Raw genomic sequence first — 25,663 nt, 5'->3', positions numbered from 1 at the left:
CCCGAACTCACCAGACCCGTGGCCCTGGTTGGCCGTAGAGGCGCCCGTTCGAGCCTCCGCACACGTTCGTACACGGGTTTTAGAAAGGGGTGACACAACCCTCGACAACCTCACCTACCACACCCGATGCTTCCTGTTGGCACGAGCCGGGGGGATGGCCGACGCCGGTGGGACGACCGGCGGTTGAGCGAATCGGGAGTAGAGATGATCCGACGCAGAACCCTGCTGGCCGCAGCGGGCGGTGGGCTCCTCGGCACCGCCCTGGCGACCGGTACCGCACGCGCCGACGCGACGATCGCGGTCAACCCGGCGACGAAATACGGCACTTGGGAGGGCTGGGGCACCTCGCTCGCCTGGTGGGCGAACGTCTTCGGCGCCCGGGACGACTTCGCCGACATCTTCTTCACCACCAAGTCGACGACGTACAACGGTACTTCGCTGCCGGGCCTCGGCCTGAACATCGCCCGCTACAACCTCGGCGCGTGCAGCTGGAACTCGGTGAGCGGCGAGTCGATGGTCGCCTCCGCGAACATCCCCGCGTTCAAGCAGATCGAGGGCTACTGGCAGGACTGGAACAACGAGGACCCCACGTCCTCGGCCTGGGACTGGACCGCGGACGCGACCCAGCGGGCGATGCTGGTGAAGGCGACGTCACGCGGGGCCACCACCGAACTGTTCGCCAACTCCCCCATGTGGTGGATGTGTTCGAACCACAACCCGTCGGGCGCCTCCGGCGGCGGCAACAACCTCCAGACCTGGAACTACCGCCAGCACGCCTCCCACCTGGCGTCCGTCGCCCTCTACGCGAAGAACAACTGGGGAGTGAACTTCGCGACGGTCGAGGCCTTCAACGAGCCCTCGTCGAGCTGGTGGACGGCGACCGGCACGCAGGAGGGCTGCCACATGGACTCGACGGTCCAGGCGGCCGTACTCCCCTACGTCCGCAGCGAGTTGAACAGCCGAGGCCTGACGAGCACGAAGATCTCGGCGTCCGACGAGACGAGCTACGACCTCGCGCGCACGACCTGGAGCGCCTTCAGCTCGACGACGAAGGGGTACGTCAACCGCGTCAACGTCCACGGCTACCAGGGCTCGGGCGGCCGTAGGGACCTGCTCTACACGGACGTGGTGACGACGGCGGGCAAGGCCCTCTGGAACTCCGAGACCGGCGACAGCGACTCCACGGGCCTGACGATGGCGAGCAACCTGCTCTACGACTTCCGCTGGCTGCACCCCACGGCGTGGACGTACTGGCAGGTCATGGACCCGAGTTCGGGCTGGGCGATGATCGCGTACGACCAGAGCACGCTCGCGGCCGGCGCCGTGCAGACGAAGTACTACGTGATGGCCCAGTTCAGCCGCCACATCCGCCCCGGCATGACCATCCTGGACACGGGCGTGAGCTACGCGGCGGCGGGTTACGACGCGTCGGCGAAGCGGCTGGTGATCGTCGCCGCCAACACGGGCTCGTCGTCGACGAAGTTGACCTTCGACCTATCCAAGTTCACGACGGTGGCGGGCGGTTCGGGCGGCCTGGTCCCGCGCTGGAACACGGTGACGGGTGGCGGCGGCGATCTGTACGCCTCCCACTCGGACACGTATGTGAGCGGGAAGACGGTGAGCGCGACGTTCGCGGCGGGGGCGGTGCAGACGTTGCAGATCGACGGGGTGGTGATCTGACCCCGGCGCCCCAACTCCGTTACGGCGGCGGGCGGTTCGGCCTGCCGGCGCTGGCGCTCGGCGGTTTCGGAATCGGTCTGACCGAGTTCGTGATCGCCGGGCTGCTCCCGCAGGTCGGCCGCAGCCTGCACGTGTCCACCGCCGCCGCGGGCTGGCTGATCTCCGGCTACGCCCTGACGGTCGCGGTGGGCGCGATCGCGGTGACGGCGGCAACAGCCGGACTACCCCAAAAGCCGGTCCTGGTAGGCCTGGTGGCCCTGTTCGTCGCAGGAAACCTGCTGTCGGCGCTCGCCCCCGACTACGGCGTGATGATGCTCGGCCGCGTGGTGGCGGCCCTCTGCCACGGCTCGTTCTTCGGCATCGGCTCCCTCGTCGCCCGCCGCCTTGTCCCTCCCGAACGGGCCTCCCGCGCGGTCGCCACGATGTTCGCCGGCCTGACGGTGGCGAACGTGCTGGGCGTACCGTTCGGCGCGCTCGTCGGCGAACGGTGGGGCTGGCGGGCGACGTTCTGGGCGATCACGGCGATCGGGGCGGTCGCGCTGGTGGCGATAGCCGTACTGGTTCCGGCATGGGCGGGAGCGAAGGGTGGAGGGGCGGACCTCCGCACTCAACTCCGCTCCTTCCGGTCCACCCAGGTATGGCTGACGTTGACGGCCACAGCCCTCGGCTACGGCGGCATGTTCGGCGCGTTCAGCTACCTCGCGTACACCTTCACACGGGTCGCGGGTTTCTCGACGACGGATGTGGCGTGGCTGTTGATGGTCTACGGCACGGGGCTGGTCGTCGGCAACATCGCGGGCGGGCGGGGCGCGGATCGCGACAGGGACCTGACCCTGATCGTGTCCCTGGCTGGCCTGATGACGACGCTGACCGTCTTCGGACTGCTGGCGAGCAGCCGCCCCGCCTCGGTGATCCTGGTCTTCCTCCTGGGCGTGTTCGGGTTCGCGACGGTGCCCGGGATGATCACGCGGGTCACGGACGCGGCGGGGGGCGTACCGCTGGCGGCCAGCGCGAACGTGTCCGCGTCGAATGTGGGGAACGCGGTGGGGGCGTGGGCGGGGGGCCTGGTGATCAGTGCGGGGTGGGGGTACGCGGCTCCGTTGTATGTGGGGGCGGGGATCGTGGGGGTGGGGTTGGGGGTCATGGGGGTTGCGGTGTGGGTGGGAGGGGTTGTGGGTGGCGGGAGTGGGGTGGGGGTGGATGGGGCGTCGGATAGGGCGTCGGGTGAAGCAACGGGAGATGGAGAGATCGTAGAAACGAAGGGGCCGTAGAACTGGCGGAAACCGGGAAGCCACCCGGCGTTCCCCGCGGGACGCCCCCCGGCGGGTCCCTCACCGCTCCCCCACTCCACTCTCACCGGCCGACCTGGGCATATCTCTGCCCTTGCCGCCATCTGCGTCGGCATCGGCAGTACCGTGTCGTTCATGCGCCCCGACACGCCCGCCGAGAACGTCGACCACTCCGCCGAAGCGGCCCGCCTGGAGCGGACCGCCGCCCGCTACCCCGAGGACGCCGAAGCTCTGCTCCTCCAGGCCGCGGCCCACCTGGAACTGGCCGGCGACCGCCCCGCCGCCACCGCGCTCTACGACCGCCTGCTGTCATCGGCGGACGCCCTGGAAACCCCGCATCTGGTACGGGCCCTCAAGGCCTCGAACCTCTGGGAGTACGGCCACGAGGCCGAGGCCAGGGCCATCATCGACGGGGTGCGGACAGGAGCCCCTCGCGATGCCGCCCCCTGGGTGATCGTCGCGGAGTCCCTGGAGTCCCACGACGAGTTGGAGGCGGCGCAGGAGACGTTCACGGAGGGCGTGACGCTGCTCCTGACCGACGTCCCCGAACCCCCTTACTCCACCCACCCGTTGCTGTTCGGCCGACACCGGGTACGACGCATGCTGGGCGTGTCGCACGACGAGTGGGACACGCTGGCGGACACGTTGCACTCGTCGTCGGTATCGCTGGACGAGCTGCACGATCCGAAGAGGGTGTGGTCACTGGGGTCCGACAACCCGGCGGAGCTTGAGGCCGAGATCTCGCGGCTGCGGGCGGAGTTGGGGGCGTTCCGGGAGGCGTTGTCGCGGCCGTTCCCGGTGGCTGTGTTGCACTGGCCGGAGGGGGAGTTGGCTGAGCTGGTGGGGGCGTACGAGTCCCTCGCGGTGGAGTATCCGTCGCACGAGGAGCACCTCGCGACGATAGAGGGGTCGCTTCGGGAGCTGGCGGCCAGCGGGACGCCGAACCTTGGGATCGTTACCGGGACGGTGCCTTCCTACGAGGCGTTCGCTGCGTCCGAGGGGGCTTCGCCTGGGGATGCCGACTTGTTGCCGCAGTATGCGACGACGCTCGCTGCGCGGGGGCGGGCTGTGGTTTGGCCGCCTCAGCGGGGGGCTTCTTGTTGGTGTGGGTCGGGGCGGGCTTATGGGGAGTGTCACGGGGCCTGAGGGGTGATGGCGGCGGCAGGGGACGGTTGGGCACAGAAGGGCCGCAAGCCCGAGCCATATCCCCCGTCCCCATCCACTCTCCCGTCGGACTACGCTCTGCGGTGTGTCCGAAGATCCCAAGTGGGAAGCGCCAGAAGGTTCCTGGGCTTCGTCCGCAGCCCGTCGCCGTAACATGCAGGCGATTCGGAGCCGTGACACGAAGCCAGAAAAGCTGGTCCGTCGGCTGGTTCATGCCCAAGGATTGCGATACCGCGTCTCCGCTCGCCCCCTACCGGACCTTCGCCGCACAGCAGACCTGGTATTCCGCCCGGTCAAAGTTGCCGTATTCATCGACGGCTGTTACTGGCACGGCTGCCCCGAACACTACGTTCCGCCGAAAACGAACTCAGGCTACTGGTCGGAAAAAGTTGTTCGCAACGTAGAGCGAGACCGTGATACTGACGAACGACTCAAGGAAGCCGGCTGGCTCGTGCTCCGTTTCTGGGAGCACGAGCCGTCAGACGTCTGCGCCACCACGATCTCAGCTGCGGTTGCTGCGCGCCGGGCGACGAACTCTCGACACCCCTGAAACCGGCAGCGCCATCTGCTCCGAGTCTGACACGCTGGATGCAGCCCCACCGGTTTCCAACTCGTATCCGTGAAGTAGGTCATCCCGCTGCTCTGGACGCAGAACAGCACCAATGGCCCGCCCTACAGCCTCAGCCACAGGCGGAGGGAAGGCGTTTCCTACCTGCCGGTACCTAGCCGTTTTCTTCCCCTGGAATTTCCAATCGAGCGGGAATCCCTGGATCACGGCTGTCTGCTGAACAGTCAGCATGGGACCAACTGGACGGAAGAGGTCGCGCTCGGGGTCGCACTCCTCAGGGTCATTCGCGACACCCATGGCGTCGACACCTAGCGCTTCCCAGGCACGCTTAGCCCTAGTGGGCCCCAGGTCAGCGCCACCATGCTTTTTTGATCCTCCCACCAGGGTCGGGGCGATTCCCTTGCCCGCCTCCGCAGCCTCAGTAGCCTTGCGTAGCCAGTCCCCGTACACGAGCCGCCCCGTACGATCACCAGCCTTCGCCCGGTGCCCGTCCTGATTCTTGTTCCAATAGTCCCGGCAGCGCAGCTCCATACTCTCGGCTAGCTCATCAACTACCGTTGCCTGTTTCCCATCGAGCCGGACAGGCCACACAAATTGAACATCCGTAGATTTTAGAATATCTTCGCGAATCGCAACAAGGATGGCCCTGGGGCGGAGTTGGGGAACGCCAAAATTATTCGCATCCATCCGGCGCCAGACTTTGCGCATGACCCGGTCCTGCTCTTCGGCAGAAAGGTGCTTGTCGATTCCAGGAATCGCATAGCCGAGTTCACGGAGTTCATTCAAAATATCTCTGCGATAGTCAATGAAAACCTCTGGAGGCTCCAAAATCCCCCGGACATTCTCAATCATTACCGCCTTAGGCATCAGGGCCCTGACGATCCTCAAAGCATCCGGGAAAAGATCACGCTCGTCATCCTTCCCCAATCTTTTTCCTGCCAGAGAAAAGGGAGGGCACGGCACGCCGCCGGCAAACAAATCGAGCTGCCCCTCCTTGAGACCGAGGCTTTTATGCACCTTGGAACCAAGGAATTCCTTCACATCCATGGATTCGAGCGTTTCGGTACGCTTTCCGCCCCATCCCGGCCAAGCGCCAACGTTCGCCCTGAGCGTCCGCACAGCATGCGGATCCCACTCAACGAGACCCAAGTGGTCAAACCCGGCGTTATGCAGCCCAACGGCTTGCCCGCCTGCTCCAGCACAGATCTCCAAAGAGGTCAACGGCTGGGCGAACTGCGGACGCTGACGGCCGCTGGCACGCATGGCGCTCCTTCCGGGAGTGACTCAAATCCGATCCCAAGTGTCCCAGACGCCATGATCGCGTGCCGACTCTTGGACACTTGACACACGAGTCTCCCATTGCCCCAGACCTCCGAAGGTGTTCGGGGCCGGGGCGACAAGGTAAGTCTCTCAGAGCTACCGGCTCCCCATGTGCCGCAGCAGCGCCTCCATGTCACTCGTTGCAAGACCGGCCGCTACCGAGGGCTCTTCTTCCAGGTCTGCAAGCTGCTGCACCGTAGGGTCATCAAGGATCTTGCCCATGAACTCAAGCTTCTGTTCCAGCCGCACCTCGACTACCTCATCAATGGTGTTACGCGCCGCGAGCACCGTGACCCGTGTCTCGGTATCAGGAGCCAGTCCAAGGCGGTGGATCCGGTCAAGGCTCTGCAGAAAGCGCCCGGCCATGAAGTCGCGGTCGACGTAAACAGCATCGTGGCAGATGTGGTGGAGGCTGATACCTTCGCCCAGCGTCGCGGGGTTGGAGATCAGCACCGTGCAACTCGGATCCTCGCGGAAGCGTCGCAACTGCTCATCCCGGTCCGGCGTGCCGCCATACACCACTGCCGGACTGTACTTATCCATCATCTGCGCCAAGGTCGTCAAGCTCCGTACGAACGTCGTCCAGACCAGCGTCTTACGGCCCTGTCTGGCGTTCTCCGCGACGATCGCCACTACTTCCTTGTACTTGGGCGACAGTTCGTAGTCAGGGAGATCCTGCATCAGGGAGTACAGCGAACTACCCAGAGGGATCTCCAGCGGGGGCAGTTGGTAGGCAAGCGGCTCATAGCGAGTGGCTCCCTCCAGCAGCAACGCCGGGCTCGTCGCCGCCATGAGAAGCCGCAGAGCGGACTTACCCAGAGAGCTGAGATCCTCGCGAGCCGCACCGCTGCTCATACCTCCCACCAAGGAGCTATAGATCTCGGCGTGCAGGTCCGGCATGTCGACGTACCGCGTACGAAGTCTCATCGGCGGCAAGCCGAGTTCCTGTTTGGTCGTCCTGGTGAACAGTGGCCTGAGTACCGCGCTCGCCTGGGAGAGATTTCCGCCGGCTACGGCCTGTACCACCGCACGCTGCCCGTGACCTGGCCAGACGAAGCCCAGCAGGTTCTCAAGATCCTTGGATCCGTTCGGAGCCGGTGTTCCGGTCAGAATCAGCCTGCGCTCCGCCAGAGGGCCGAGCGCCATGCATGCGGCACCGTATGTGCCGCGCGCCCCGAGCTTCATCCTGTGCGCTTCATCGAGAATGATCATCGAAGGGGCCGACTTCAACCAGCCCGCCAGAAGCGAGAGCGACCGGTCGAGCCTCTCATAGTTGACGATGAGCACCTCGGCCCACTGGTCAAGGGAACCGTCAAGTACATGGGTCCGCAGCGGATAGCTGAAGCACACCGCAGTCTCGTAACGCCAGGATTCATAGGCCGACTTGGGACATACGACGAGGACCCTGCTGACCTTCTGCTGAGCTTTCTGCGCGGCGTAAACAGCGAGCGCCACGCGAGTCTTTCCCGCCCCAGGAACGCTGAAGTTGGCTCCGTGGCCCAGTGAAAGCAGCTTCGCGATATCCCGACGCTGGAAGGAATTGAGTTCTGCTTCCCAGGTATCACCGAGCAGGCTCAAAACATCAGCAGAGGCGATTTCTGGATACGCCCCAGTCCCTGCCAACCGACCCTTGACTGTGTTGGCGTCCTGGACCACGCCAGCCACAAGACTCCGAAGCTCTGGCGCCCATTCGACACCCACGTGGTGGGGCCAGCTGCTGAGGACACCAAGATCCGCGAGGAGTTCGTCAAGGGCGACCGAAGCCGTCAGCGGGCCAAGCTGGCCGCCGGTACGGAACCGGGCGGCCAGCTGGACGAGATCCTGCCTGTACTGATCGGTGGTCTTCAGTACCACACGCGTACGCGTCGCGTCGAACCCCAAGTGCAGGGACGTTTCCGTTGCGCTCTCCGTCACTGAAGTCCCTCCGCAGCGACGGCCGCAAGGAGCCAGGAGACACCGTCACCAGGGTTCGGGATACCACGGCCGGCCTGCTGGGCAAGCTTCCGGAGACTGCCGCGAAGCTTGACCACAGCCTCGTCGAAGGCTTCCTCATCAAGGCTCTGCGACGTACGGGCCTGAACGAGGTCAGTAACGCACTGATCGATGTTGGCGCAGGCGTCAGCGAGGCGAGCTGGAGCCAACTGCTTACGCTTGCGGACCCGGGCATCCCGGCCGTGACTGTCGATGGCCTTGTCGAAGGCGTCCTTCACCTCGTCGAGCAGAGCCTGCGCCTTGGCCTTCTCACTGTCCGGGAGTTCCGTCTGCCCCGTGCGGACAACTGCCGCCGCACGAAGGATCCGGTCATTCAACGCCCGGGCAGTCGACACAGCCGACGAAGCCGCAGGCACCTCCAGATCAAGACCGGGAACGGACACGGCCGCCGGCTGCGGGCCTGCACTTCCGTCTTCCCGCAGGTCCACGGGCAGGGACTCGCTCAGATACCCGTGCTTCAGGAACTCCTCGTCGATATGGCGCACATCCGTCTTCGAGAAATCCAGAAGAATCGCGGCCAGCCGCCACTCCTTCAGGATCTCCGCCTGGTCCCGGTCAAGGGTCTCCAGCTTCACGTACAAGCGCTGCAGTTCCTTGAGGCTTTCCTGGGCTCCTTCCCAGTCAACCAGCCGGAGAGCCACGCCCCCGCCACCTTTACTGCGGTCGTTCAGCTCCTTGATCGTGCTGAGGATCCACCGTTCCTGGTGGTACGTCGACGTCCTGATCCGGAACTCCTTGGCGATCTGCTCAGGCGTCCGCCCCAGCGACGCCTGCTCCTCCATCGCAATCAGCCGGTTGACGTACGTGTAGTCACGCCGCTGGTCGAGACGGAGCTGGAGAGCCAGTTCAACGGCATCAATGTCCGCCTGAGTGAAAGACGGCGGCAACACACCCACGCGCATGAACTGCACACCAAGTTCCCTCAGTGCGACGGCTCGTGTGTTGCCGTTCACCAGAACACCGTGGTGAGTGACCAGTCCGGGGTCGTTCTGGCCGAACTTGAGCAGGTCTTCCTTCAGCTTGTCGAAGTCAGGATCACGCAGGTCTGGATTGGTGGGGCGGGCCTGCAACAGGGAACGCAGGTAGTCCTGGCCGTCCTCACCAAAGGGATCCTTTTCCAGAGTCTGGTCCCGGAGAGGGTTGTGGGTCCTCTGCGCACGGATACGGTGCGTGCCGGGATTGAGGTAGAGGCCGTTGAGCGGAAGGTCGATCACATCGACATACGCCTGCTGCCCATTCCAGTCGACCGAAACGGTCTCCCGAGTGCCTCCCGTGGCCCTCACCTCCTCCAGCCTCTTCTTGATGAGCTCGCTGAACTCAGCCGCCCGCGGCGGCGGCGGGAATTCCCGCAGCATGACTTTCCTGTCCTCTCGTCTAACCGATCATGTCGTCGATGGCCTGGGCCACGGCGGCACGGGACTCCTGGGGCAGGGTCCGGTAGATGCCCCACACTTTCTCAATCGGGCTGAAGGTCCGCTGATCAGCGGCGATCCACTTGGCGAAGAGCTTCTGCTCCAGGGGAGCAAGATCCTCCACGAGGTCCAGCAGTGCTCCAAGGTCGACCTCACGGTCCGTGCCGCCGCCAACCCCACACCTCTTGCACTCGGTGACGAGCTGGTACTCCTCGGTTCCATCGGCGTGAAGCACCTTGCGGCGCGACACGTTCAGCTTCGCGAGTTCGACGCCGCCACCGTCTTCGTAGCCCTCGCCGGCCCCGACGCCGCACGACCGGCACAAGTTGTTGTCATCGTGCAGGACCTTCGCGCGCTGTGCGGCGGTGAGGCTGTTCTTGTGCTTCGGAGCCTTCGACTTGCCCGGAATCCAGACGTCGGCTCCTCGGGTCACGAACCGCTGTTCCTGCTGGAGCAACGAGGGGTCGTCACGGCTCGTATCAATACGCCAGTCGTGATCACGGAGGTCCCTCAACCGCCTGTCGATCTGCGCGACATCCGGGAACGCCTCACGCAACTGGGCCTTGGTGAAGATGTTCCCCTCCCCCACCACCGCGATCAGCCACAGCGCTCCCCGCGCCATACTTCCGATCTTCGTGTCCTGATAGGACGGCAATGCCATCAGCGCCTCCGGTCAAGTCGCATGCAGCACACCGCGTTGCATGACTGATGCAACCAGCAGCGCATACATGGTTCCGCGTCCCCCGCTTCTCGGGCGGCACATTCAGTTTGACACCACAGACCGAATGAAAGTCCAGTGCCGGAACGCTTGCTCGCTAAAGAGCAAGAACATGCCCCGCGTGACCGGTAAGGCACAATTGCCGGAGCAGTGCGGGGTCTTGGAACGGGGAGGCAGAGGGGCATGACACCAGGCGGGGGCACCAGAGGTGAACGCGGTTGGATAGAGAAGGAGTTCCGCAGTGACGTTCCCCCTGGCAAGCGGGCTCTCGCCATCGAACTCCGCAGTCTGTGTTGTCGACTGAAGCCGGAAGTTTCGACCGAATCAGGAAATAAGGAACTTACACAGGCAGAGGCGGCAAAACGCCTGCACAGCAACCCCAGTTCACTGTCCCGATTCCTAAGCGGCCAGACCGTCCCCGGCCCGGAGTTCATCGAGACGCTGTACAAGGCCGCATGCTCAGACGCCGCGAGCAACGAAGATGTCGGCGGCGTAGCTCTGGAGGACCTTATGGCCCGTCGCGCAGTGGCAGCGGCGGAGCGCAAGCACTGCAGTACATGTACCGACCTGAGCAAGCGAATCGATTCGCTCACACGTCAATCCGCTGCGGAAGCGGACGCCTTAAGACGCGAAGCCGCGGCGCTTCGGGCGGACGTCGCGGAACTGGACGCGGCCAAAGCCGGCCTGCAGGCACGTCTTACAGTTCAGCCACTCCAGGCTCCGCTGCCGGTCCCTCGCCGGAGAAGGGACCGGCAGCGGAGCCAGAAGGATATGGCGGCGGCACGGCAGGTGGCGGCACAGGCAGGGGAGCTGGATGACGGTGGCCGACAGGACGCGGCGCTGACCCTGCTCCGTCAGACAACGGAAGTCCTCAGTCCAGCCGAGACCACACTGGTCCTTCTCACTCTCCGGCAACAGCAACTGCATCACCTGGCTGACAACTTGATCCACATCTATGGCCGGGACCAAGGCGATCAAGACGTCATGCAGGTGGCCCTGGAACTCCACGAGCGGGGCGCCTCGGACGATGCCGGCGCGGTATTGCGGGCAGCACTCAGATAGCCGCCGGCGCCGCAATGGCGAATCAGGCAGCCTCCGCTTCGTAGTGCATCTGGGCGCGGTCAAGGATGTCGTCCGGGTCATGCCCCTGGGCGGCGGTCCAGTGAAGGAGATCCGCGATCAGCTCGACGGCCGACTCGCCGAGACCTGCCACCCGTCCCGTTCGGCGCAGGGCAAGACCGCTGCCGGCCTCCTGGTACTTCTCAAGTACCTCAACAGCCCGCTCAATTCGCCGACATGCGCGCCCCGCGCCGATCGAGATCTCGCACCAGACCGCCTTACCCACTGCGGTCAGGACCGTCCCCCAGTCCGCGGCAAGCGCCGCAAGCAGGTGGAGGCCGCGTCCGCACTCCTCGTCGCAGTCCGCAGACTTGAGAGAGGGCATCGCCTGGCTCTTGTCGTGAACTTCAAGGCGGAGCCGCCCACCCCTCCACTCAAGGATCAGGGTCGCCGATGAGCCCTCGCCGACATGCTTGACGACGTTTGTCGCCAGCTCCGTGACGAGCAGTTCCGCCTCGTCGACAGCAACGGGCGCGCCCCAGCGGCTCAACTGCTTGACTACCGCCTTGCGAAGCAGGCGCACTTCCGCCGGCGCCGCCTCAAATGGCAGCACACACCGGAGTCGAGGTTCGCTGACTTCGTAGCCAGACATGACCATTCCTCCCTCCCTAGCCACGCTCATGCTGCGTCTGCCGTGTCTGTACGGCTGCACTGCGTAGCGGTCTATGAGCGAGCATGACATAGAGAACTCTCACTGTGTAACTTCTCATGAGAACCTATCGGGTGAATCTGATGGTGGGCCTGCTGATCCGCTGCCTAGCCTGATGAGGATCCCCGGGCCTGCCGCCCGGTGTATGGCGAAGGAGCCCAATGTCCGAACGGACCACAACCCGCCGCCGCCAACTAGGCGCGATGATGCGAAAGTTGCGCGCCCGAAAGGGGATGACCCTTGAAGAGGCAGGTGGGCTCGTTGGCGTATCCAAGGCGACGGTCAGCAGGTACGAGACCCAGGCCGGGCCGGTCAAGTGGCTCGTCATTGATGCACTGTGCCGCGAGTACGGAGCAACTGAGTCCGAGCGCAAGGCCGTTGTCGGGCTGGCGAAGGACGCCAAGCAGCAGGGCTGGTGGAACTCGTTCGCCGACTCCATCCCGGAGAGCATGAACCTGCTGCTCACGCTCGAAGACGAGGCCGTGCATGAGAATCACTTCGCCTGTGTCTATGTTCCCGGCCTCTTGCAGACGCGCGCCTACAGCACCGCACTGCAGAAGGCCAACGAAGTGCCCCTGGAGACCACCGAGATCGAGCGGCTGGTCGACATCCGCATGCAACGGCAGGAGATCCTCACTCGCCCGAAGCCCCCGCGGCTCTGGGCGATCCTCGATGAGTCAGTGATCCGCCGCGTCGTCGGATCGCCGCAGACCATGAGAGAGCAGCTCGACAGGCTCCTCGAAGCCAACGAGTCGCCTCACATCACGCTTCAGGTGCTGCCCTTCTCTCAAGGCGCCCACGGTGCCGCGCTCGGCAGCTTCGTCATCATCGGCGGCACCGAGCCGACCCTCGACGTGGTCTACGTCGACTTCCATACGGGCTCCCTCTTTCTGGAGAAGGAGGAGGAACTGAGCCGATACAGACTTGCGTTCGAGTATCTGCGTGCACAAGCGTTGGACATGGAGGCTTCCTCCACGATGATCCATCGCGCCCGCAAGGAGCTGTGAATGTCTGTCGGCCCACAGGCTGTGTCCGAACCCGCCTGGTTCAAGTCGTCGTACAGCGGCGCCAATACGACCGAGTGCGTTGAGGCAGCCTTCACCCCGGCTGGGGTGCTCGTGCGGGACTCCAAGCAGGCAAACGGTCCTGTCGTCGCAGTCCGAGCCGGAGCCTGGCATTGCCTGATAGGCGAGTTGGGGCGAGGAGGCTTGAGAGAGCACTGATGGCGGACTAGCGATTCACTCTCAGGCCTGCCGCCCCCACTGCCCCCGATGAACAACATCCCCCACGCCCCGTCGCCGTTCCTCGACCCGCCCGCTCTGCTCGGGAGCATCCTCCGCCCGGTACCCGACCGTGATCCCGCCGATCGGGTCGTACTCCTCCGGCACCCCGAACTCCGCCCGGAACGGCCCCAGATGCTCCGGCATGATGCCGAAGAAGCAGGCGTCGAGGCCTTCGTCGACCGCGGTCAGGAGCATCAGCAGGGAGGCCATGCCCGTGTCGATGTACCAGTACGGCGCGGGCCAGCGGGCTTCGGCGCGGTCCTCCCAGCCCTTGTCGGGTTCGGCGTAGCGCGCCAGGTAGGCGGCCTTGTGCGCCAGGGGTACCACGACCAGTGGGGCGTACTGCATCGTCGGGGTGTTCTCCACCCGAGTCGGCACGAACGGCCAGAAGCGGGCGCGGTCGGCCGGGTCGGTCAGGGCGAGGAAGGCCCAGCCCTGGGAGAAGCCGGCCGAGGGGGCTCGTAGTGCGGAGGCGAGGATGCGTTCGGTCACCTCCGGGGTCAGCGGCTTGTCGGAGTAGTGACGGATCATGCGTCGCCGGCGGACCACCTCGGAGAATTCCATGTCGGCAGATCCTGCCACCAACTGCCGGAGCGTCTGGTGCTGTTGGGCCACTGCCCAGCCGCGGACGACGTGCGCTGCCGAGCAGATTTGAGGACGTCGGCCGCTTCCCACCGCCCGTTTCCGACCGGAGGTCAGAGCCCCGGAGCCAGGAGTGTCCGGTGTTCGAAGCCGCGACCGTGAGCCTGGGCGCCGCCAACTCCCCAAGCCCTACTAGCCCGTTACGCACTTATTGCACAAGAGATCTTCACCATTTCCGACCTGGGTCCATATGATGCGGAGATCAACAGGCCCGGCCAAGGGGAGACTTGGGCGGGCCTCTCAGGTTTCCGTGGGGGGATTCATGCGTATACGCGTTGCAGCCGCCGCCGTTGTCTCCGGTGCCGTCGTTCTGTCCGCGCTCGCTCTTCCGGTGGCCGCCCAGGCGGCGGAGCGTCCGGGTGTGGAGGCGGGGCTCAGCTCCTTCGCCTCGAAGTCCGTTCGCTCGGAGTCCGTTCAGCCCAGGGACTCGTTGGGCAACACCAAGTTCTCGCACGCTGTCATCAACGGGGGCAAGGACATCGTCCTCGGTACCACCGGCACGAAGTCCGTGACCGTCACGTACACCGCCACGAACGCGAGCGGCGTCGCCCTCACCGAGGCCTTCCTGTGGCAGGGCACCGACAGTTCGACCACGGACGGCATCACCGGCGGGCTGGGGACGGACGACGACCCCAACTGCACGGAGACGGCGACCCAGGGCACGTACACCTGCAAGGCCGTCTTCAACATCCACCCCGCCACCGACATGAAGGACAACGGCGCGGCCGGGACCTGGAAGCTGTTCCTGGGGGCCTGGGACCTGTACGCGAACGCCAGTTACAACGACGACGTCGCCACCGCCGCGATCAAGAAGGCCTCCACGCTGACCGCCAACGCCACGCCGGAGCCGGTCAAGAAGGGCAAGACCATCACGGTCACGGGCAAGCTGGCCCGCGCGAACTGGTCGACGGGCAAGTACGCGGGGTACGTGTCCCAGCCCGTGAAGCTCCAGTTCCGTAAGAAGAGCAGCAGCACTTACACCACCCTCAAGACGGTCAAGACCAACAGCACCGGCGTCCTGAAGACCACCACGAAGGCCACGGTCGACGGTTACTACCGCTACGTCTTCGCGGGCACCGCCACCACCGCCGCGGCGACAGCGCCCGGCGACTTCGTCGACGTCCGGTAAGCGGCGGTTCGGCAGCACCACAACACATCAGCACCACACGTCAGCACCACATGTCAGTACCGCACGTCAGTGCTCCGGTGCCGGGTCGCCTCCATCACGGCGCCCGGCACCCCCCTCTTCCCCGAACCGACCGGTCAGAGCTCCGGAGCCAGCAACGTGAGCCGAAGCACCGCCGCGACCGCCAGCCCCGCCGGAACCGCGTACCACCACCGGCGCACCCATCCGGCCTTGACGAACGCCCAACTCAGCCCCGCCGCAACCGCCGTGAGCGCCAGGGCGGTGCCCGCCGCGAAGTTCGAGTGGGCGACCGTCTCGCTGTCCCAGGGGCCCGCAGGGTCGGCCGCGTAGGCCAGAAGCGTCAGGTAGGCCGTCACCAGGTGGCCCAGGGTGAGGACGAGGGCGCAGAGCGCGGACGCGACGCGGGTGCGCGGGGGGCGGGGCGCCCGTACGTCCGCGTGGGGGGTCGGGGGGCGGACAGGGCTGGTCACTTCAGGGCCTCCTTGGCGTCGTCCAGCTTGCGGTCGAAGCCGCGACCGTAAGCCTGGGCGGCGGGGTCCTCATAGTAGGGACCGCCGTTGTAGCGAGCGGCCAGCTCCTGTAGCTGGGCTCGGGTCATCTGATCCGGGGGGACATCCGCGAAGCCGCTCTCCGCCTTGAGCTGGGCCAGGTACTCCGAGGAGATGAAGATGTTCTTGGCCGGGTCCTTGATCGAGTCCACCACGACGTCCCGCTGCATGTCGGTGAGGTGGTTCGGGTCGTAGCCGAGGACCTCGGCGGCGCGGCGGACCTGGATGGACATGGGTCCCATCGAGGTGCGGTCGGAATCCTCGCTGAAGGGGAGGACCTTGCGGCCCTCGTAGGCCAGGTCGTCGAGGACGCCCGGATCGCCCTCGACCTCCTGCCAGGCGATGCCGGCGACCATCTCGGGCGGCAGGCCCGCGTCCTGGGCGGCGGCCTTGATGACGGCGCTGTTGGCCGAGATGTACTGGCGGCGGCTCTCGTCGGAGTTGGACGGCAGCCAGTAGTTGTTGCCCTCGGCGCCGCCCGGCAATCCGTCTATGCGGGTCTGGATGCGGGACAGCGTCTCGTTGACCACGACGTTCCCGCCCATGGTGGGGATCGAGTCCACCTTCGGCCCGGCGCCCGGGAGTTGGGCGTACGGGTTGTCGCTCGCCTGACGGGCCTCGGCCTGCAACGGGCCGAGGTTCCTGAGGAACTGACCCGGGTCCGCGATGGGGCTCTGGAAGTCGGGAAGGGAACGGTTGGCGGCCTTGATGTCCGCGACGCACGTCTCGCGCGCCTCGGACTCCACGCGCAGGGCGTCGCCGTAGTGGCCACTGGTCTGGTTGTAGTAGCGCTCGGCGTCCTCGCGGATCGCGTCGATGTCGACCGTCAGTTCCGCGAACCAATCCATGACGCCCGTGGTGGCCCGGAGGTCCTCCCACTGCCTCATGGGCTCCGCGGCGCGGGCGGTCGGGGTGACGGCGGTGGCCTCCCGCGACATCACCTCGGACAGTTTGCCTTCGCTGGCTTTGCCGCTCTTGTAGTGGCTCTTGGCCGTGGTGACCGCGTCCGCGTACGCCGTGAGGGCGTTCCCCACTCTGCGGAAGGCTTCCGACAGGGCGTCGGTGAGATCCTTGGCCTCGCTCAGCCGCTTCGCGTACAACTCGCGGGCGTCGCTCCGCCAGTCCACCTTCACCGCCTTACGGAAGGCGTCGTCGGTGGTGTCGATCAGCTTGTGCAAACGCGTGAACTCCGCGGCACTACGGCCGATGAGCGCCGGGTTCGCGTCCTCCAGGAACTCGACGTCCTCACGGTGGGCCACGGGATCACCGGTTCCCTGGTTCGGTGTAACGGCCCGCCACCAGAACGGAGTTCAGCTGCCCTCGTACGTCACCGTCGTACTGCGTGTACGCGTTGTTCGCCGACTTCAGCTTGCCCGACAGCGCGGCCAGCAGGACGACCGCGTCCGTGTACTGGTCCTGGGCGAACCGGGCGAACGCCTCGACGTTCGAGGCCACGTCCGGGTGCGATCGGGGCACCCGGGTCATCGTGGCGTTCTCCCCGTCCATGCGTCCCTCGTACAGGACTCCCGCGATCTCGATGAGCAGATGCGAACTACCGTCGACCGAGCCCGCGTTGACGGAGAACCCGTCCGCGCCACCACCGGCCGGACCGCCGGCCGAGCCGCCCTGATCGGCCGGCAACTGGTTCAACCGCATCTGCGCCGACGGCTGTTGCCGTGCCAGCGCGTCCGCTTTGAGCTGTGCCCATTCCTCGTCCCACGACACGATTCCCGTCCCCCGTTCAGCCGTGACATCGCGCGAGCACACACACCCCGCGCGTCCAAGTCTGCCACGAACAGGTCAAGGACGATCAAGAGTTGACCAAGAAAGGTCGGCTCCAGGTCGCCAAGTAAGAGATCTACGTGAACCGCCAAGACCCCCTCCCGACGCCCCCGATCTCCTGTGTACCGTCCTCCCTTGTGTCGATCGGTGATCACTCAACTACCGTTCTACGCGCGAAGATTCACCACATTCAGCGACATCCGCAGCACCCGCACCCCCTCTCCATTCCACCCCCCACTGATGGAATCCCCCACTCCACGGAGGTTCACCGGATGCTCAGCCTTGGCAAGTCCATGACACGCGCACGCACCTTCACGTCCCCTCGTAGGTTCACCACCGCTCTCACCGTCCTCGGCATGCTCGCCACGGGAGCCGCCGTGCAGGCGGCCACCGTCACCCCCGCGCACGCGGCCACCACACACCGCGTCCTGTTCGACGACGGCCACGCCGAGGAGGCGGGCAACGCGGACTGGATCATCTCGACAAGCAAGCCCGACCCGTTGTCGCAGGACTCCTCCCCCTCCTCCGACAAGGACTGGACCGGAGCGCTCTCCTCGTGGGGCATCGCCTTGCAGAAGACCGGCGACTACAGCCTCAAGACGGCCACCAGCGCGCTCACTTACGGGGGTTCGTCGGCGACCGACCTGTCGAACTTCGACACGCTCGTGCTGCCCGAGCCGAACATCAAGTTCACGACCGCCGAGAAGACCGCCATCATGAACTTCGTGAAAGCCGGCGGCGGGCTGTTCATGATCTCCGACCACACCGGGTCCGACCGCAACAACGACGGCTACGACGCGGTCGAGATCCTCAACGACCTGATGACCAACAACAGCGTCGACTCGACCGACCCGTTCGGCCTCTCCATCGACTCGCTGAACATCAGCTCCGGCTACCCGGCCGCGATCAGCGACAGCGGCAACGCCGTGCTGCACGGCTCCTTCGGCACCGTCACCAAGAGCCTCATCGCCAACGGCACCACGGCCACCCTCAAGCCCGCCGACAACGCGAACGCCAAGGGACTTCTGTACCGCAGCGGTTACTCCGGCAACACCGGGGCCTTCTTCGCCACCAGCACCTTCGGCAGCGGCAAGGTCGCGTTCTGGGGCGACAGTTCACCGATCGACGACGGCACCGGCCAGTCCGGCAACACGCTCTACGACGGCTGGAACGACACCGGCGCCACCAACGCCGCCCTCGCCCTCAACGCCACGGAGTGGCTCTCCTCTTGAGCCACTGAGCACGGGTACGGGAGCCATTGAGCACGGGTACGGGCCGGGAATCACACACCCCGGCCCGCATCCGCGTCTCCTACGTCCTTGTCTCCTACGTCCCCTACGTCGCCGTCCCCAATTCCCCCAGCCCGCGCTGGCGCTGGCGCATGACCACCGTCCATACGCCCGCCGCCACCGCCACCACCGCAAGCCCCACCAGCATCCCCGTCGTATGCGATCCGGCACTGTCGGCCACCCGCGCGACGGGGTTGGACAGCCCCAACCGATCCGCCAGCCAGCCGACGGCCGCCGTGGCCGTGATCAGCGCGCCGCCCACCCGCAGCGCGGGCTGCACACGCAACCTCGCGAGGACCAGCAGCGACGGCAACGCCAGGCAGACCAGCAGGAGTTGGACCAGTTCGATGCCCAGGTTGAAGGCCAGGAGGCTGGTCGCCAACTGGGCTGTGGACAGGTGCATTTCGGCGAGTACGAACGAGAAGGCCATGCCGTGGCCCAGGCCGAAGACGCCCGCCACGATCGCTTCCCTGCCGGGGAACAACGGACGGATCGCGTGGACCGCGCCGACGAGGATGCTGGCCGCGATGAACGCCTCGACCGGCCGGCCGGGAATCTCGAAGCGGGTGAGGGCGGTCGCGGCCAGCGCGACGGAGTGGCCGATGGTGAAGGCCAGCGTGATGAGGCCTATGCGGGACAGGGCCGCGCGGGGGCCGGCCAGGCCGTTCCAGCGCCCGCCGGCCGCCAACAGCGGTGCGGGGAGCAGCAGGATGAGCAGGAACAGCAGGTGGTCGGTGCCGGTGAGGATGTGGTTGCCGCCCAGTTCGAGCATCGCGACGAAGCCACGCCAGACGCTGCCCTCACCGAGGTCGACGACCAGCGGCGGAACCTTCATGTGCCGGACGTCGAGGCGGATGGTGCCGACCTGCGTGGCGCCGTCGCCCTCGACCCGACCCGCGGCCCAGTCCTGACGAACCGACACCAGCGTTACATGCGTGACTACTTGGTGCACGATCACGTCGTAGTCGAGGGTGAAGTGCCGTACGTCGGCGCCCGCCGGCGGGGTGAGTACGGCCTTCGCGATCAGCTCGCGGTACGGGCCGGTGGAGGTCTGTTCGGTGCGGCTGAGGCTCAGCGTGCCGATGGTGACCTGCCACGCCTTGCCCTTGAGGGTGGTCGGGTGGATGTGCCTGGCGAGGTAGGTGCGGATCGCAACGGCCCTCGTAGGCAGGGCGGTTGACTCGATCGTGTTCAGGTCGATGCCGCTCGCCCGGGAGAAGTCGTCGACCGGCAGCGCCAGCCGCGCGGTCACCGAGGCCTGGTACACGTCGAGTTGGACCACCGAGTGCGGCATCGGGTGCGCGGCGGCCGGCGACGCTCCGAGCAGGAGCGCCGCCGGTACCGCGATCGCGATCCCGGCCACCAGGCGAAGTAGCGCTGTGGTCAGCCAAGTTCGCGGTCGGGTCATGAGAAGGTGAACTCGCTGCCGTAGTCGCGGGTGTGGTCGCGGTACACGGTGTGGTAGTGGACCTTGCCCTGGAAGACGAGACCGTTCTGGCAGACGAACTCGATCCACACACCCGGGCCGTCGATGCGCACGTAGTCGCCCTGGGTGTCGAGCGCGGTGCCGCCGGAGTAGCCGACGTAGGTCTCGTTCAGCTCATGCGCGTACGTCTTCATGAGCTTCTTGGCGGTGGCGTCGTCCACGTTGGCGATCCAGGGGTGGATGGCCTTCAGGACCAGCTGCTGCTGCTTGGGTGACAGCGAGCTGACCTTGATGCCTTCCTTGGTCGCCGGGAACTGGCCGTCCTCACCCGGGCCGAGGAGCACGTCGCTGAACGACTCGGTCAGCTTGGCGGTGGCCAGCTGTTCCGTGCTCAGGCTGCCGGTCAGGGCGAGCATGCCGTTGCGCTGCGCGTCCAGGGGCGAGTAAGTGGTGCCGTCGTCGTCGGTCCAGCTGCTGGGCTCGACACCGACGAAGAACGGGCTGGCGCCCGCCACCTTGCCCTTCTTGTAGGTCTGGTTCACGGCGAGGTGGTGGCCGCCGAAGTGCAGCTGCCAGGTGCCGGTCACCGAGGGGGTGCCGAGGAACGCGAGGAAGTAGACGCCGCTGCCGTAGCCGCCCATTCCACCGCCGGCGCCACCGGACGGCGGGGTGCCGGTCGGGACGTCGGTCGGGGCGTCGGTGGCCGTCGCGCTCGCGGACGGGTCGGCGGAGGCCGTGCTCGACGCGGTGTCCGACGGGGCCGGACCGGCGGAACTGGTGGCCTGTGCGGCGTTGAGCACGTCGTCGGCCTTGAGGATCTGGGTGATCTGGTCGTACCCGGTGCCCTTGCCGGTGCCCGTGGCGAGCTTCACCACCTTCATGGCGGCGGCGAGTTGAGTGTCCGTCAGGGAGCCCAGCTGGATGCCGGGACGGCAGGTCGAGCCGCACGGGAGGTTCGACCACGCGGTCGCGTTGGCCTGCGAGAAGTCCAGCAGCACCTCCGCCTGCTGGTCGGCGTCCAGGGTGTTCAGGAACTCGTTGGCCGCGCTGACCACGGCACCGGTGCCGGTGGCCTTCTTGTCGACCGGGTGCTTGGCGCCCGCGGCCGATTTACCCGTTTGCGTATCCGTGGAGGCATTCGCCACGGCAAAACCGCCGCCGACCAGCACGACTGCCGTGACGGCTCCGGCTATTCCGCGCCAGGTCCGTCTCGTACGCACCAGGCGGGTTCTTTCTCTACTCACGAACGACTCCTTCGATTCCAGCGGTTCTGGCAATTCCAGAACGACGTCCCCGCCACGTGGGCAGCATGGATCGCCCGCTCGTCAGCGGTCGCAAGCAGGGGTGGCAGGGGTGAGAAACACGCAGCGGGCAGCCGGCCGCCCGTTGGCGCGATTGTTGACAAGATTATCGAGTTTCTTACCGGAATCTCAATGGATCGTCACGTGGACACAATAATTTCAGGTTCCACAGCAATGCGAATTGAATTCAGATAATTCACTTATGCCGATGACAGGCGCCTCTTATCGACCAGATAGGATTCCCTGCTATCAACCGATCCGCCGCCCCAGGAGGCACGTCATGACCAAGGTCCCCAGCGTCCGCGGTGTTCCCAGCGCGGTGGTCGCCGCGAGCGGACTGATCGGTGGGTACGGCGTGGCCCGCTGGACCAGGAAGCGACAGCTCGGCGGGGTCGTCCTGGCCGTGGCCGGCGCCACCGCCGCCCAGCAGTGGCGGGCGCGGGCCGGCGGCAAGGCGGCGGGGGCACTCACCGTCGCCTACGTCGCCGCGTTCGCCGGTTCCCACCCGCTGGCCAAGAAGATCGGCGCCTGGCCCGCCGTCTTCGGGGTCGCCGGCGCCGTAGCCCTCGCATCCTGGGCGGTCGCCGACCGGCAGGCGTGACTCCGTCGGCCGCGTACGGCGGCAAGGCGACGTGTCGGGGGGTGTCCGCCCGCAGCGGTTGGCGCGTCAAGCACGCCCGAGCCGATGACCAACAGCCCCCGCGCCAATCCGAGGACGGAGACCCCCCGGCGCGGCGCCGCCCCCCAACAAACCGCAGGCGAACCACAACGCACCCGCACCCAGAACGAAGCCGCACCCCCACCCACCCAGGGGCGCGAGGCTGTATCAATGTGCGGCTCCGCCGCGTGGGCGCGACCAGCCCCCACGCACCCGCAGACGACAACCCGCCCCTCCTCACGGCCGATGGGCCGCGGCGCACAGCAGACCGTCCGTCGGGTCCTCCTCGCGCGGCCGGAAACAACGTCCCACCGTCGCCGCGATCAGCACCCCCGCCGCGATCACCAGCGTCGCGAACGCCCACGCCAGCGGCTGTTCCGACTCGAACGACACGTACATCTGCACCGTCGGCGGCACCGCCACCAGCAGCAACGGCCAGGCCAGATCGTCCCGGTGACCGAAGTAGCCCGCCAGACACACCAGGATCACCGCGAGCAGCACCCCACCACCACCGGACACCTCGCCCGACACCGACACCGGCACCGATCCCGACGGAACGCACCCGGCGTACGCCGCCGCCGCGACCCCCGCCCCGAGCGTCCGGGTCAGCCAGCGTTCCGGCCAGGGGCGCGTCCGCAGGGGGCTCAGCAGCTTCTCGGTCATGTGTACGAGGGTTCCTCCGCGGCCGGAACCGCGACAGAGTACGAGTACTCAGATCCCCGGGGTCACGGGGATGCCGAAGCCGGTTTCGCGTCGACCGCCGTCAACGGCCGGGCCACGTCCTCCAGCGACCGCCCCTCCGCCCGCACCGCCAGCACCGCCGCCACCAGCCCCGCCGCACACATCAGCACCGCCCCGATCTGGAACGCGAGGACCGTGTCGCCGACCTTCCCCGTCCCCGTGAGGTCCGCGAAGAGCAGCGGCCCGCTGATGCCACCGGCCGCCGTACCCAGGGCGTAGAAGAAGGCGATCGACATCGCCCGGGTCTCCATCGGGAAGATCTCCGAGACCGTCAGGTACGCGCTGGACGCGCCCGCCGACGCGAAGAACAGGACCGCGCACCAGCACGCCGTCATCGTGGTCGCGCTCAGCGAACCCCGGTCGAACAGCCAGGCCGTACCGAACAACAACAACCCCGAGAGCAGGTACGTCGACGAGATCATCACCCGGCGGCCGACCGTGTCGAAGAGCCTGCCCAGCAGCAGCGGGCCCAGGAAGTTGCCGACGGCGATGACCGCGAAGTAGTAACCGGTGTTGCCCGTCGGCACGTTGAAGAACTTCGTCAGGATCGCGCCGAAGCCGAAGGTGATCGCGTTGTAGAGGAACGCCTGTCCGATGAAGAGGGAGAAACCCAACGTGGCGCGCTTCGGGTAGTCGCGGAAGATCGTGCGGGCGATCTCCGCGAACGAGACACTCCTGCGCTGGTGGATGGTGATCTCGCCCTCGGCGGGCGGCAGTTGACGCCCCTGCTCGGCTTCGATCCGGCGCTCGATGGACGTCACCACCTCGTCCGCCTCGCGGTCCCGCCCGTGGATCAGCAGCCAGCGCGGGCTCTCCGGGACGTGGCGTCGTACGAGAAGGATCACCAGGGCGAGTACGGCGCCCAGCGCGAAGGTCAGCCGCCAGCCCACGTCCGCCGCGAAGATGCTCGTGTTCAGCGCGAGGATCGACAGCAGCGAACCGCCCACCGCGCCCACCCAGAAGCTGCCGTTGATGATGAGGTCGACGCGGCCTCGGCAGTACGCCGGGATCAGTTCGTCGATCGCGGAGTTGATCGCCGCGTACTCGCCGCCGATGCCGAAGCCGGTGAGGAAGCGGAACGTGAAGAACCACCAGGTGGAGAAGGAGGCCGCGGTGAGGGCCGTCGCCGCCAAATACACCACCAGCGTGATCATGAAGAGCTTTTTACGGCCGTAGAGGTCGGTGAGCCGGCCCCAGAACAGGGCGCCCACGCAGGCGCCCGCCACATACAGCGCCGCCGCGATGCCGGTGATCTGGCCGGAGCTGATCGGCAGTCCGCTGCCGGGCTCGGAGAGGCGGCCCGCGATGTTGCCGACGACCGTGACCTCCAGGCCGTCGAGGATCCATACGGTGCCGAGCCCGATGACGATCGTCCAGTGCCAGCGGGACCACGGAAGGCGGTCCAGGCGGGCGGGGATGGACGAGGTGATCGTCCGGCCACCACCACTCCCTGCCGGGGTCCCGGCACTCGCGCCCTCACTCGCACTCGCACTGGCCATCGGGGTTCCTCCTCGTCGAGCGAACCCCCTCCGGGTGCCCCCGGGAATCGCCCCCTACACCCCGCCTACACGCCTACCAGCCGCGTCACCGTATAGATCAACAACCCCACCAACGACCCCACCACCGTGCCGTTGATCCGGATGAACTGCAGGTCACGGCCGATGTTCGCCTCGATCTTCCGGGTGGTGTGCTCGGCGTCCCAGCCGGCCACCGTGTCCGTGATCAGGGAGGTGATCTCCTTGCGGTAGGTCGTCACGACGTACACCGCCGCGCCCTCGACCCAGCCGTCGACCTTCGCCTGGAGCTTCGGTTCCACGGCCATCCGCGCGCCCAGCGACAGCAGCGAGGCCCGCACCCGCAGCCGTAGCTCACTGCGCTCGTCCTCGGCGGCGGACACGATCATCGAGCGTACGGACGTCCAGGCGCTGGCGATCAGGTCCTGGACCTCGCCGCGGCCGAGGACCTCGCCCTTGAGGCGCTCCACGCGCGCGCGGGTCTCCGTGTCGGACTGGAGGTCGGCGGCGAAGTCGCCGAGGAAGCGGTCCAGGGCGCCGCGGGCCGGGTGGGAGGGCATGTCGCGCATCTCGGTGACGAAGCGCAGCAGTTCCTTGTAGACGCGCTCACCGATCCGCTTGTCGACGAACCTCGGGGTCCAGCCGGGCGCCCCGCCCTCGACCGCGTCCATGACCTGCTCGTCGTGCAGGACGAGCCAGTCGTGCGCACGCGAGACGACCAGGTCCACGACCCGTTTGTGACCGCCGTCGGCGACGATCTTCTCCAGCGTCTTCCCTATCCCGGGCGCGATCTCCTGGGCGTCGGCGCGGCGGGTGATGGCCTCGCCGACGATCGCCTGGACGTCGGAGTCCCGCAGGACGGTGAGCGCGCCGCGCAGGGCCGCCGACAGCTCGGCCGTCACCCGGTCCGCGTGGTCCGGTACGGCCAGCCAGGCGCCGAGGCGGCTGCCGATGCCGACCGCGCGCAGGCGCTGTCGTACGACCTCCTCGGAGAGGAAGTTCTCTCCGACGAACTCGCCCAGGGAGACGCCCAGTTGGTCCTTCTTGGTGGGGATGATCGCGGTGTGCGGGATGGGCAGGCCCAGCGGGCGGCGGAAGAGGGCCGTGACCGCGAACCAGTCGGCCATCGCGCCGACCATGCCCGCCTCGGCCGCCGCGGCGACATAGCCCGCCCAGGGACCGGCGCCCGAGTTCGACGCCCACTTCGCGAGCACGTAGACGACGGCCACGAAGAGCAACAGGGCGAGTGCCGTCAGTTTCATCCGGCGGACGCCGCGCTGTCGCTCCTGGTCGGCCGCGCTGAACGTGGTCATCGTGCGGCGGGACCCGTCACTCTCGGTGCCCGCCACCGCCCCCGCTTCGGTACGTTCCATCCGCTCCACCCGTTCGCCGGTACCGTACATATTGTCCCTTCCTGACCG

At 66.7% G+C, this 25,663-nt stretch carries 23 protein-coding genes and 1 pseudogene; 10 read left to right on the top strand and 14 right to left on the bottom strand.

What is annotated here, in order from left to right; all coding sequences use genetic code 11:
- Positions 1 to 204: 204 nt before the first annotated feature.
- The 4 genes from OG714_RS31400 to OG714_RS31385 all read left to right on the top strand — a co-directional run bounded on the left by OG714_RS31400 (position 205) and on the right by OG714_RS31385 (position 4,683).
- Entirely contained in the window at positions 205 to 1,680 is a 1,476-nt protein-coding gene (locus tag OG714_RS31400; protein ID WP_406126020.1) for a beta-1,6-galactanase, read from the top strand.
- Positions 1,681 to 1,721: 41 nt separating this feature from the next.
- On the top strand, positions 1,722 to 2,951 hold the full coding sequence (locus OG714_RS31395) for an MFS transporter (RefSeq protein WP_406132027.1): 1,230 nt from the start codon (positions 1,722 to 1,724) through the stop codon (positions 2,949 to 2,951).
- 153 nt (positions 2,952 to 3,104) lie between these two features.
- A complete protein-coding gene (locus OG714_RS31390) occupies positions 3,105 to 4,115 on the top strand; it encodes an SEC-C domain-containing protein (RefSeq protein ID WP_406126018.1) in 1,011 nt (336 codons plus the stop codon).
- A 103-nt stretch (positions 4,116 to 4,218) separates the two neighbouring features.
- On the top strand, positions 4,219 to 4,683 hold the full coding sequence (locus OG714_RS31385; protein ID WP_406126016.1) for a very short patch repair endonuclease: 465 nt from the start codon (positions 4,219 to 4,221) through the stop codon (positions 4,681 to 4,683).
- On the opposite strand, the gene OG714_RS31380 is transcribed toward OG714_RS31385, so the two are convergent.
- From OG714_RS31380 to OG714_RS31365, 4 genes are all read right to left on the bottom strand, one after another.
- Positions 4,636 to 5,964 (bottom strand): DNA cytosine methyltransferase, encoded by a 1,329-nt coding sequence (locus OG714_RS31380; protein WP_406126015.1) that lies wholly within the window; start codon positions 5,962 to 5,964, stop codon positions 4,636 to 4,638. The genes OG714_RS31385 and OG714_RS31380 overlap by 48 nt on opposite strands.
- Before the next feature lie 153 nt (positions 5,965 to 6,117).
- Positions 6,118 to 7,935: a DEAD/DEAH box helicase gene (locus tag OG714_RS31375; RefSeq protein ID WP_406126013.1), complete on the bottom strand. Its 1,818-nt coding sequence runs from the start codon at positions 7,933 to 7,935 to the stop codon at positions 6,118 to 6,120.
- Entirely contained in the window at positions 7,932 to 9,368 is a 1,437-nt protein-coding gene (locus OG714_RS31370; protein ID WP_406126011.1) for a hypothetical protein, read from the bottom strand. The genes OG714_RS31375 and OG714_RS31370 overlap by 4 nt, the downstream gene beginning before the upstream one ends.
- A 19-nt stretch (positions 9,369 to 9,387) precedes the next feature.
- Positions 9,388 to 10,086 carry a hypothetical protein gene (locus OG714_RS31365; RefSeq protein WP_406126009.1) on the bottom strand — a complete coding sequence of 233 codons (699 nt, stop codon included), beginning with the start codon at positions 10,084 to 10,086 and terminating at the stop codon, positions 9,388 to 9,390.
- A 240-nt stretch (positions 10,087 to 10,326) separates the two neighbouring features.
- Between OG714_RS31365 and OG714_RS31360 the strand changes: the two genes are divergently transcribed.
- A complete protein-coding gene (locus tag OG714_RS31360; RefSeq protein WP_406126007.1) occupies positions 10,327 to 11,205 on the top strand; it encodes a helix-turn-helix domain-containing protein in 879 nt (292 codons plus the stop codon).
- A gap of 22 nt (positions 11,206 to 11,227) precedes the next feature.
- On the opposite strand, the gene OG714_RS31355 is transcribed toward OG714_RS31360, so the two are convergent.
- Positions 11,228 to 11,854 carry an ATP-binding protein gene (locus OG714_RS31355; RefSeq protein ID WP_406126005.1) on the bottom strand — a complete coding sequence of 209 codons (627 nt, stop codon included), beginning with the start codon at positions 11,852 to 11,854 and terminating at the stop codon, positions 11,228 to 11,230.
- Between the two features lie 218 nt (positions 11,855 to 12,072).
- Between OG714_RS31355 and OG714_RS31350 the strand changes: the two genes are divergently transcribed.
- Both OG714_RS31350 and OG714_RS31345 read left to right on the top strand, forming a co-directional pair.
- Positions 12,073 to 12,918, top strand: a complete 846-nt coding sequence (locus OG714_RS31350; RefSeq protein ID WP_406126003.1) for a helix-turn-helix domain-containing protein — start codon at positions 12,073 to 12,075, stop codon at positions 12,916 to 12,918.
- Entirely contained in the window at positions 12,919 to 13,134 is a 216-nt protein-coding gene (locus tag OG714_RS31345) for a DUF397 domain-containing protein (RefSeq protein ID WP_406126002.1), read from the top strand.
- 21 nt (positions 13,135 to 13,155) lie between these two features.
- Here OG714_RS31345 and OG714_RS31340 read toward each other — a convergent pair whose 3' ends face one another.
- Complete coding sequence (locus tag OG714_RS31340) at positions 13,156 to 13,758, bottom strand: nitroreductase family protein (protein WP_406126000.1); 603 nt, start codon at positions 13,756 to 13,758, stop codon at positions 13,156 to 13,158.
- Between the two features lie 340 nt (positions 13,759 to 14,098).
- Here OG714_RS31340 and OG714_RS31335 point away from each other — a divergent pair, with 340 nt between their 5' ends.
- Complete coding sequence (locus OG714_RS31335; RefSeq protein WP_406125998.1) at positions 14,099 to 14,965, top strand: hypothetical protein; 867 nt, start codon at positions 14,099 to 14,101, stop codon at positions 14,963 to 14,965.
- A gap of 134 nt (positions 14,966 to 15,099) precedes the next feature.
- Here the strand turns inward: OG714_RS31335 and OG714_RS31330 are convergent, their stop codons facing one another.
- From OG714_RS31330 to OG714_RS31320, 3 genes are read right to left on the bottom strand one after another with little or no spacing between them, the layout of a single operon-like run.
- Positions 15,100 to 15,453 carry a hypothetical protein gene (locus OG714_RS31330; protein ID WP_406125997.1) on the bottom strand — a complete coding sequence of 118 codons (354 nt, stop codon included), beginning with the start codon at positions 15,451 to 15,453 and terminating at the stop codon, positions 15,100 to 15,102.
- Positions 15,450 to 16,790, bottom strand: coding sequence for a hypothetical protein (locus OG714_RS31325; protein WP_406125995.1), 1,341 nt, complete (start codon positions 16,788 to 16,790; stop codon positions 15,450 to 15,452). The genes OG714_RS31330 and OG714_RS31325 overlap by 4 nt, the downstream gene beginning before the upstream one ends.
- Before the next feature lie 4 nt (positions 16,791 to 16,794).
- The gene (locus tag OG714_RS31320) at positions 16,795 to 17,256 is read right to left on the bottom strand and encodes a hypothetical protein (RefSeq protein WP_406125994.1); all 462 of its coding nucleotides are present in this window, start codon (positions 17,254 to 17,256) and stop codon (positions 16,795 to 16,797) included.
- Between the two features lie 350 nt (positions 17,257 to 17,606).
- Here OG714_RS31320 and OG714_RS31315 point away from each other — a divergent pair.
- Positions 17,607 to 18,539, top strand: a pseudogene (locus OG714_RS31315) (hydrolase); the annotation flags it as partial.
- A 109-nt stretch (positions 18,540 to 18,648) separates the two neighbouring features.
- Here OG714_RS31315 and OG714_RS31310 read toward each other — a convergent pair.
- Both OG714_RS31310 and OG714_RS31305 read right to left on the bottom strand, forming a co-directional pair.
- Complete coding sequence (locus OG714_RS31310; protein WP_406125993.1) at positions 18,649 to 19,965, bottom strand: HupE/UreJ family protein; 1,317 nt, start codon at positions 19,963 to 19,965, stop codon at positions 18,649 to 18,651.
- 41 nt (positions 19,966 to 20,006) lie between these two features.
- Positions 20,007 to 21,272, bottom strand: coding sequence for a DUF3500 domain-containing protein (locus OG714_RS31305; protein ID WP_406125992.1), 1,266 nt, complete (start codon positions 21,270 to 21,272; stop codon positions 20,007 to 20,009).
- Positions 21,273 to 21,609: 337 nt separating this feature from the next.
- Between OG714_RS31305 and OG714_RS31300 the strand changes: the two genes are divergently transcribed.
- Positions 21,610 to 21,930 (top strand): hypothetical protein, encoded by a 321-nt coding sequence (locus OG714_RS31300; protein WP_406125990.1) that lies wholly within the window; start codon positions 21,610 to 21,612, stop codon positions 21,928 to 21,930.
- A 294-nt stretch (positions 21,931 to 22,224) separates the two neighbouring features.
- Here the strand turns inward: OG714_RS31300 and OG714_RS31295 are convergent, their stop codons facing one another.
- The 3 genes from OG714_RS31295 to OG714_RS31285 all read right to left on the bottom strand — a co-directional run bounded on the left by OG714_RS31295 (position 22,225) and on the right by OG714_RS31285 (position 25,645).
- A complete protein-coding gene (locus OG714_RS31295; protein WP_406125988.1) occupies positions 22,225 to 22,650 on the bottom strand; it encodes a hypothetical protein in 426 nt (141 codons plus the stop codon).
- A gap of 62 nt (positions 22,651 to 22,712) precedes the next feature.
- Positions 22,713 to 24,227, bottom strand: a complete 1,515-nt coding sequence (locus OG714_RS31290) for an MFS transporter (RefSeq protein ID WP_406125986.1) — start codon at positions 24,225 to 24,227, stop codon at positions 22,713 to 22,715.
- A 65-nt stretch (positions 24,228 to 24,292) separates the two neighbouring features.
- Positions 24,293 to 25,645, bottom strand: coding sequence for a DUF445 domain-containing protein (locus OG714_RS31285; protein WP_406125985.1), 1,353 nt, complete (start codon positions 25,643 to 25,645; stop codon positions 24,293 to 24,295).
- Positions 25,646 to 25,663: the final 18 nt, after the last annotated feature.

This window comes from Streptomyces sp. NBC_00989 (genome assembly GCF_045162655.1).
In the GTDB taxonomy this organism is placed as follows: domain Bacteria; phylum Actinomycetota; class Actinomycetes; order Streptomycetales; family Streptomycetaceae; genus Streptomyces.
This window is presented reverse-complemented; position numbering and strand designations above follow the sequence as displayed.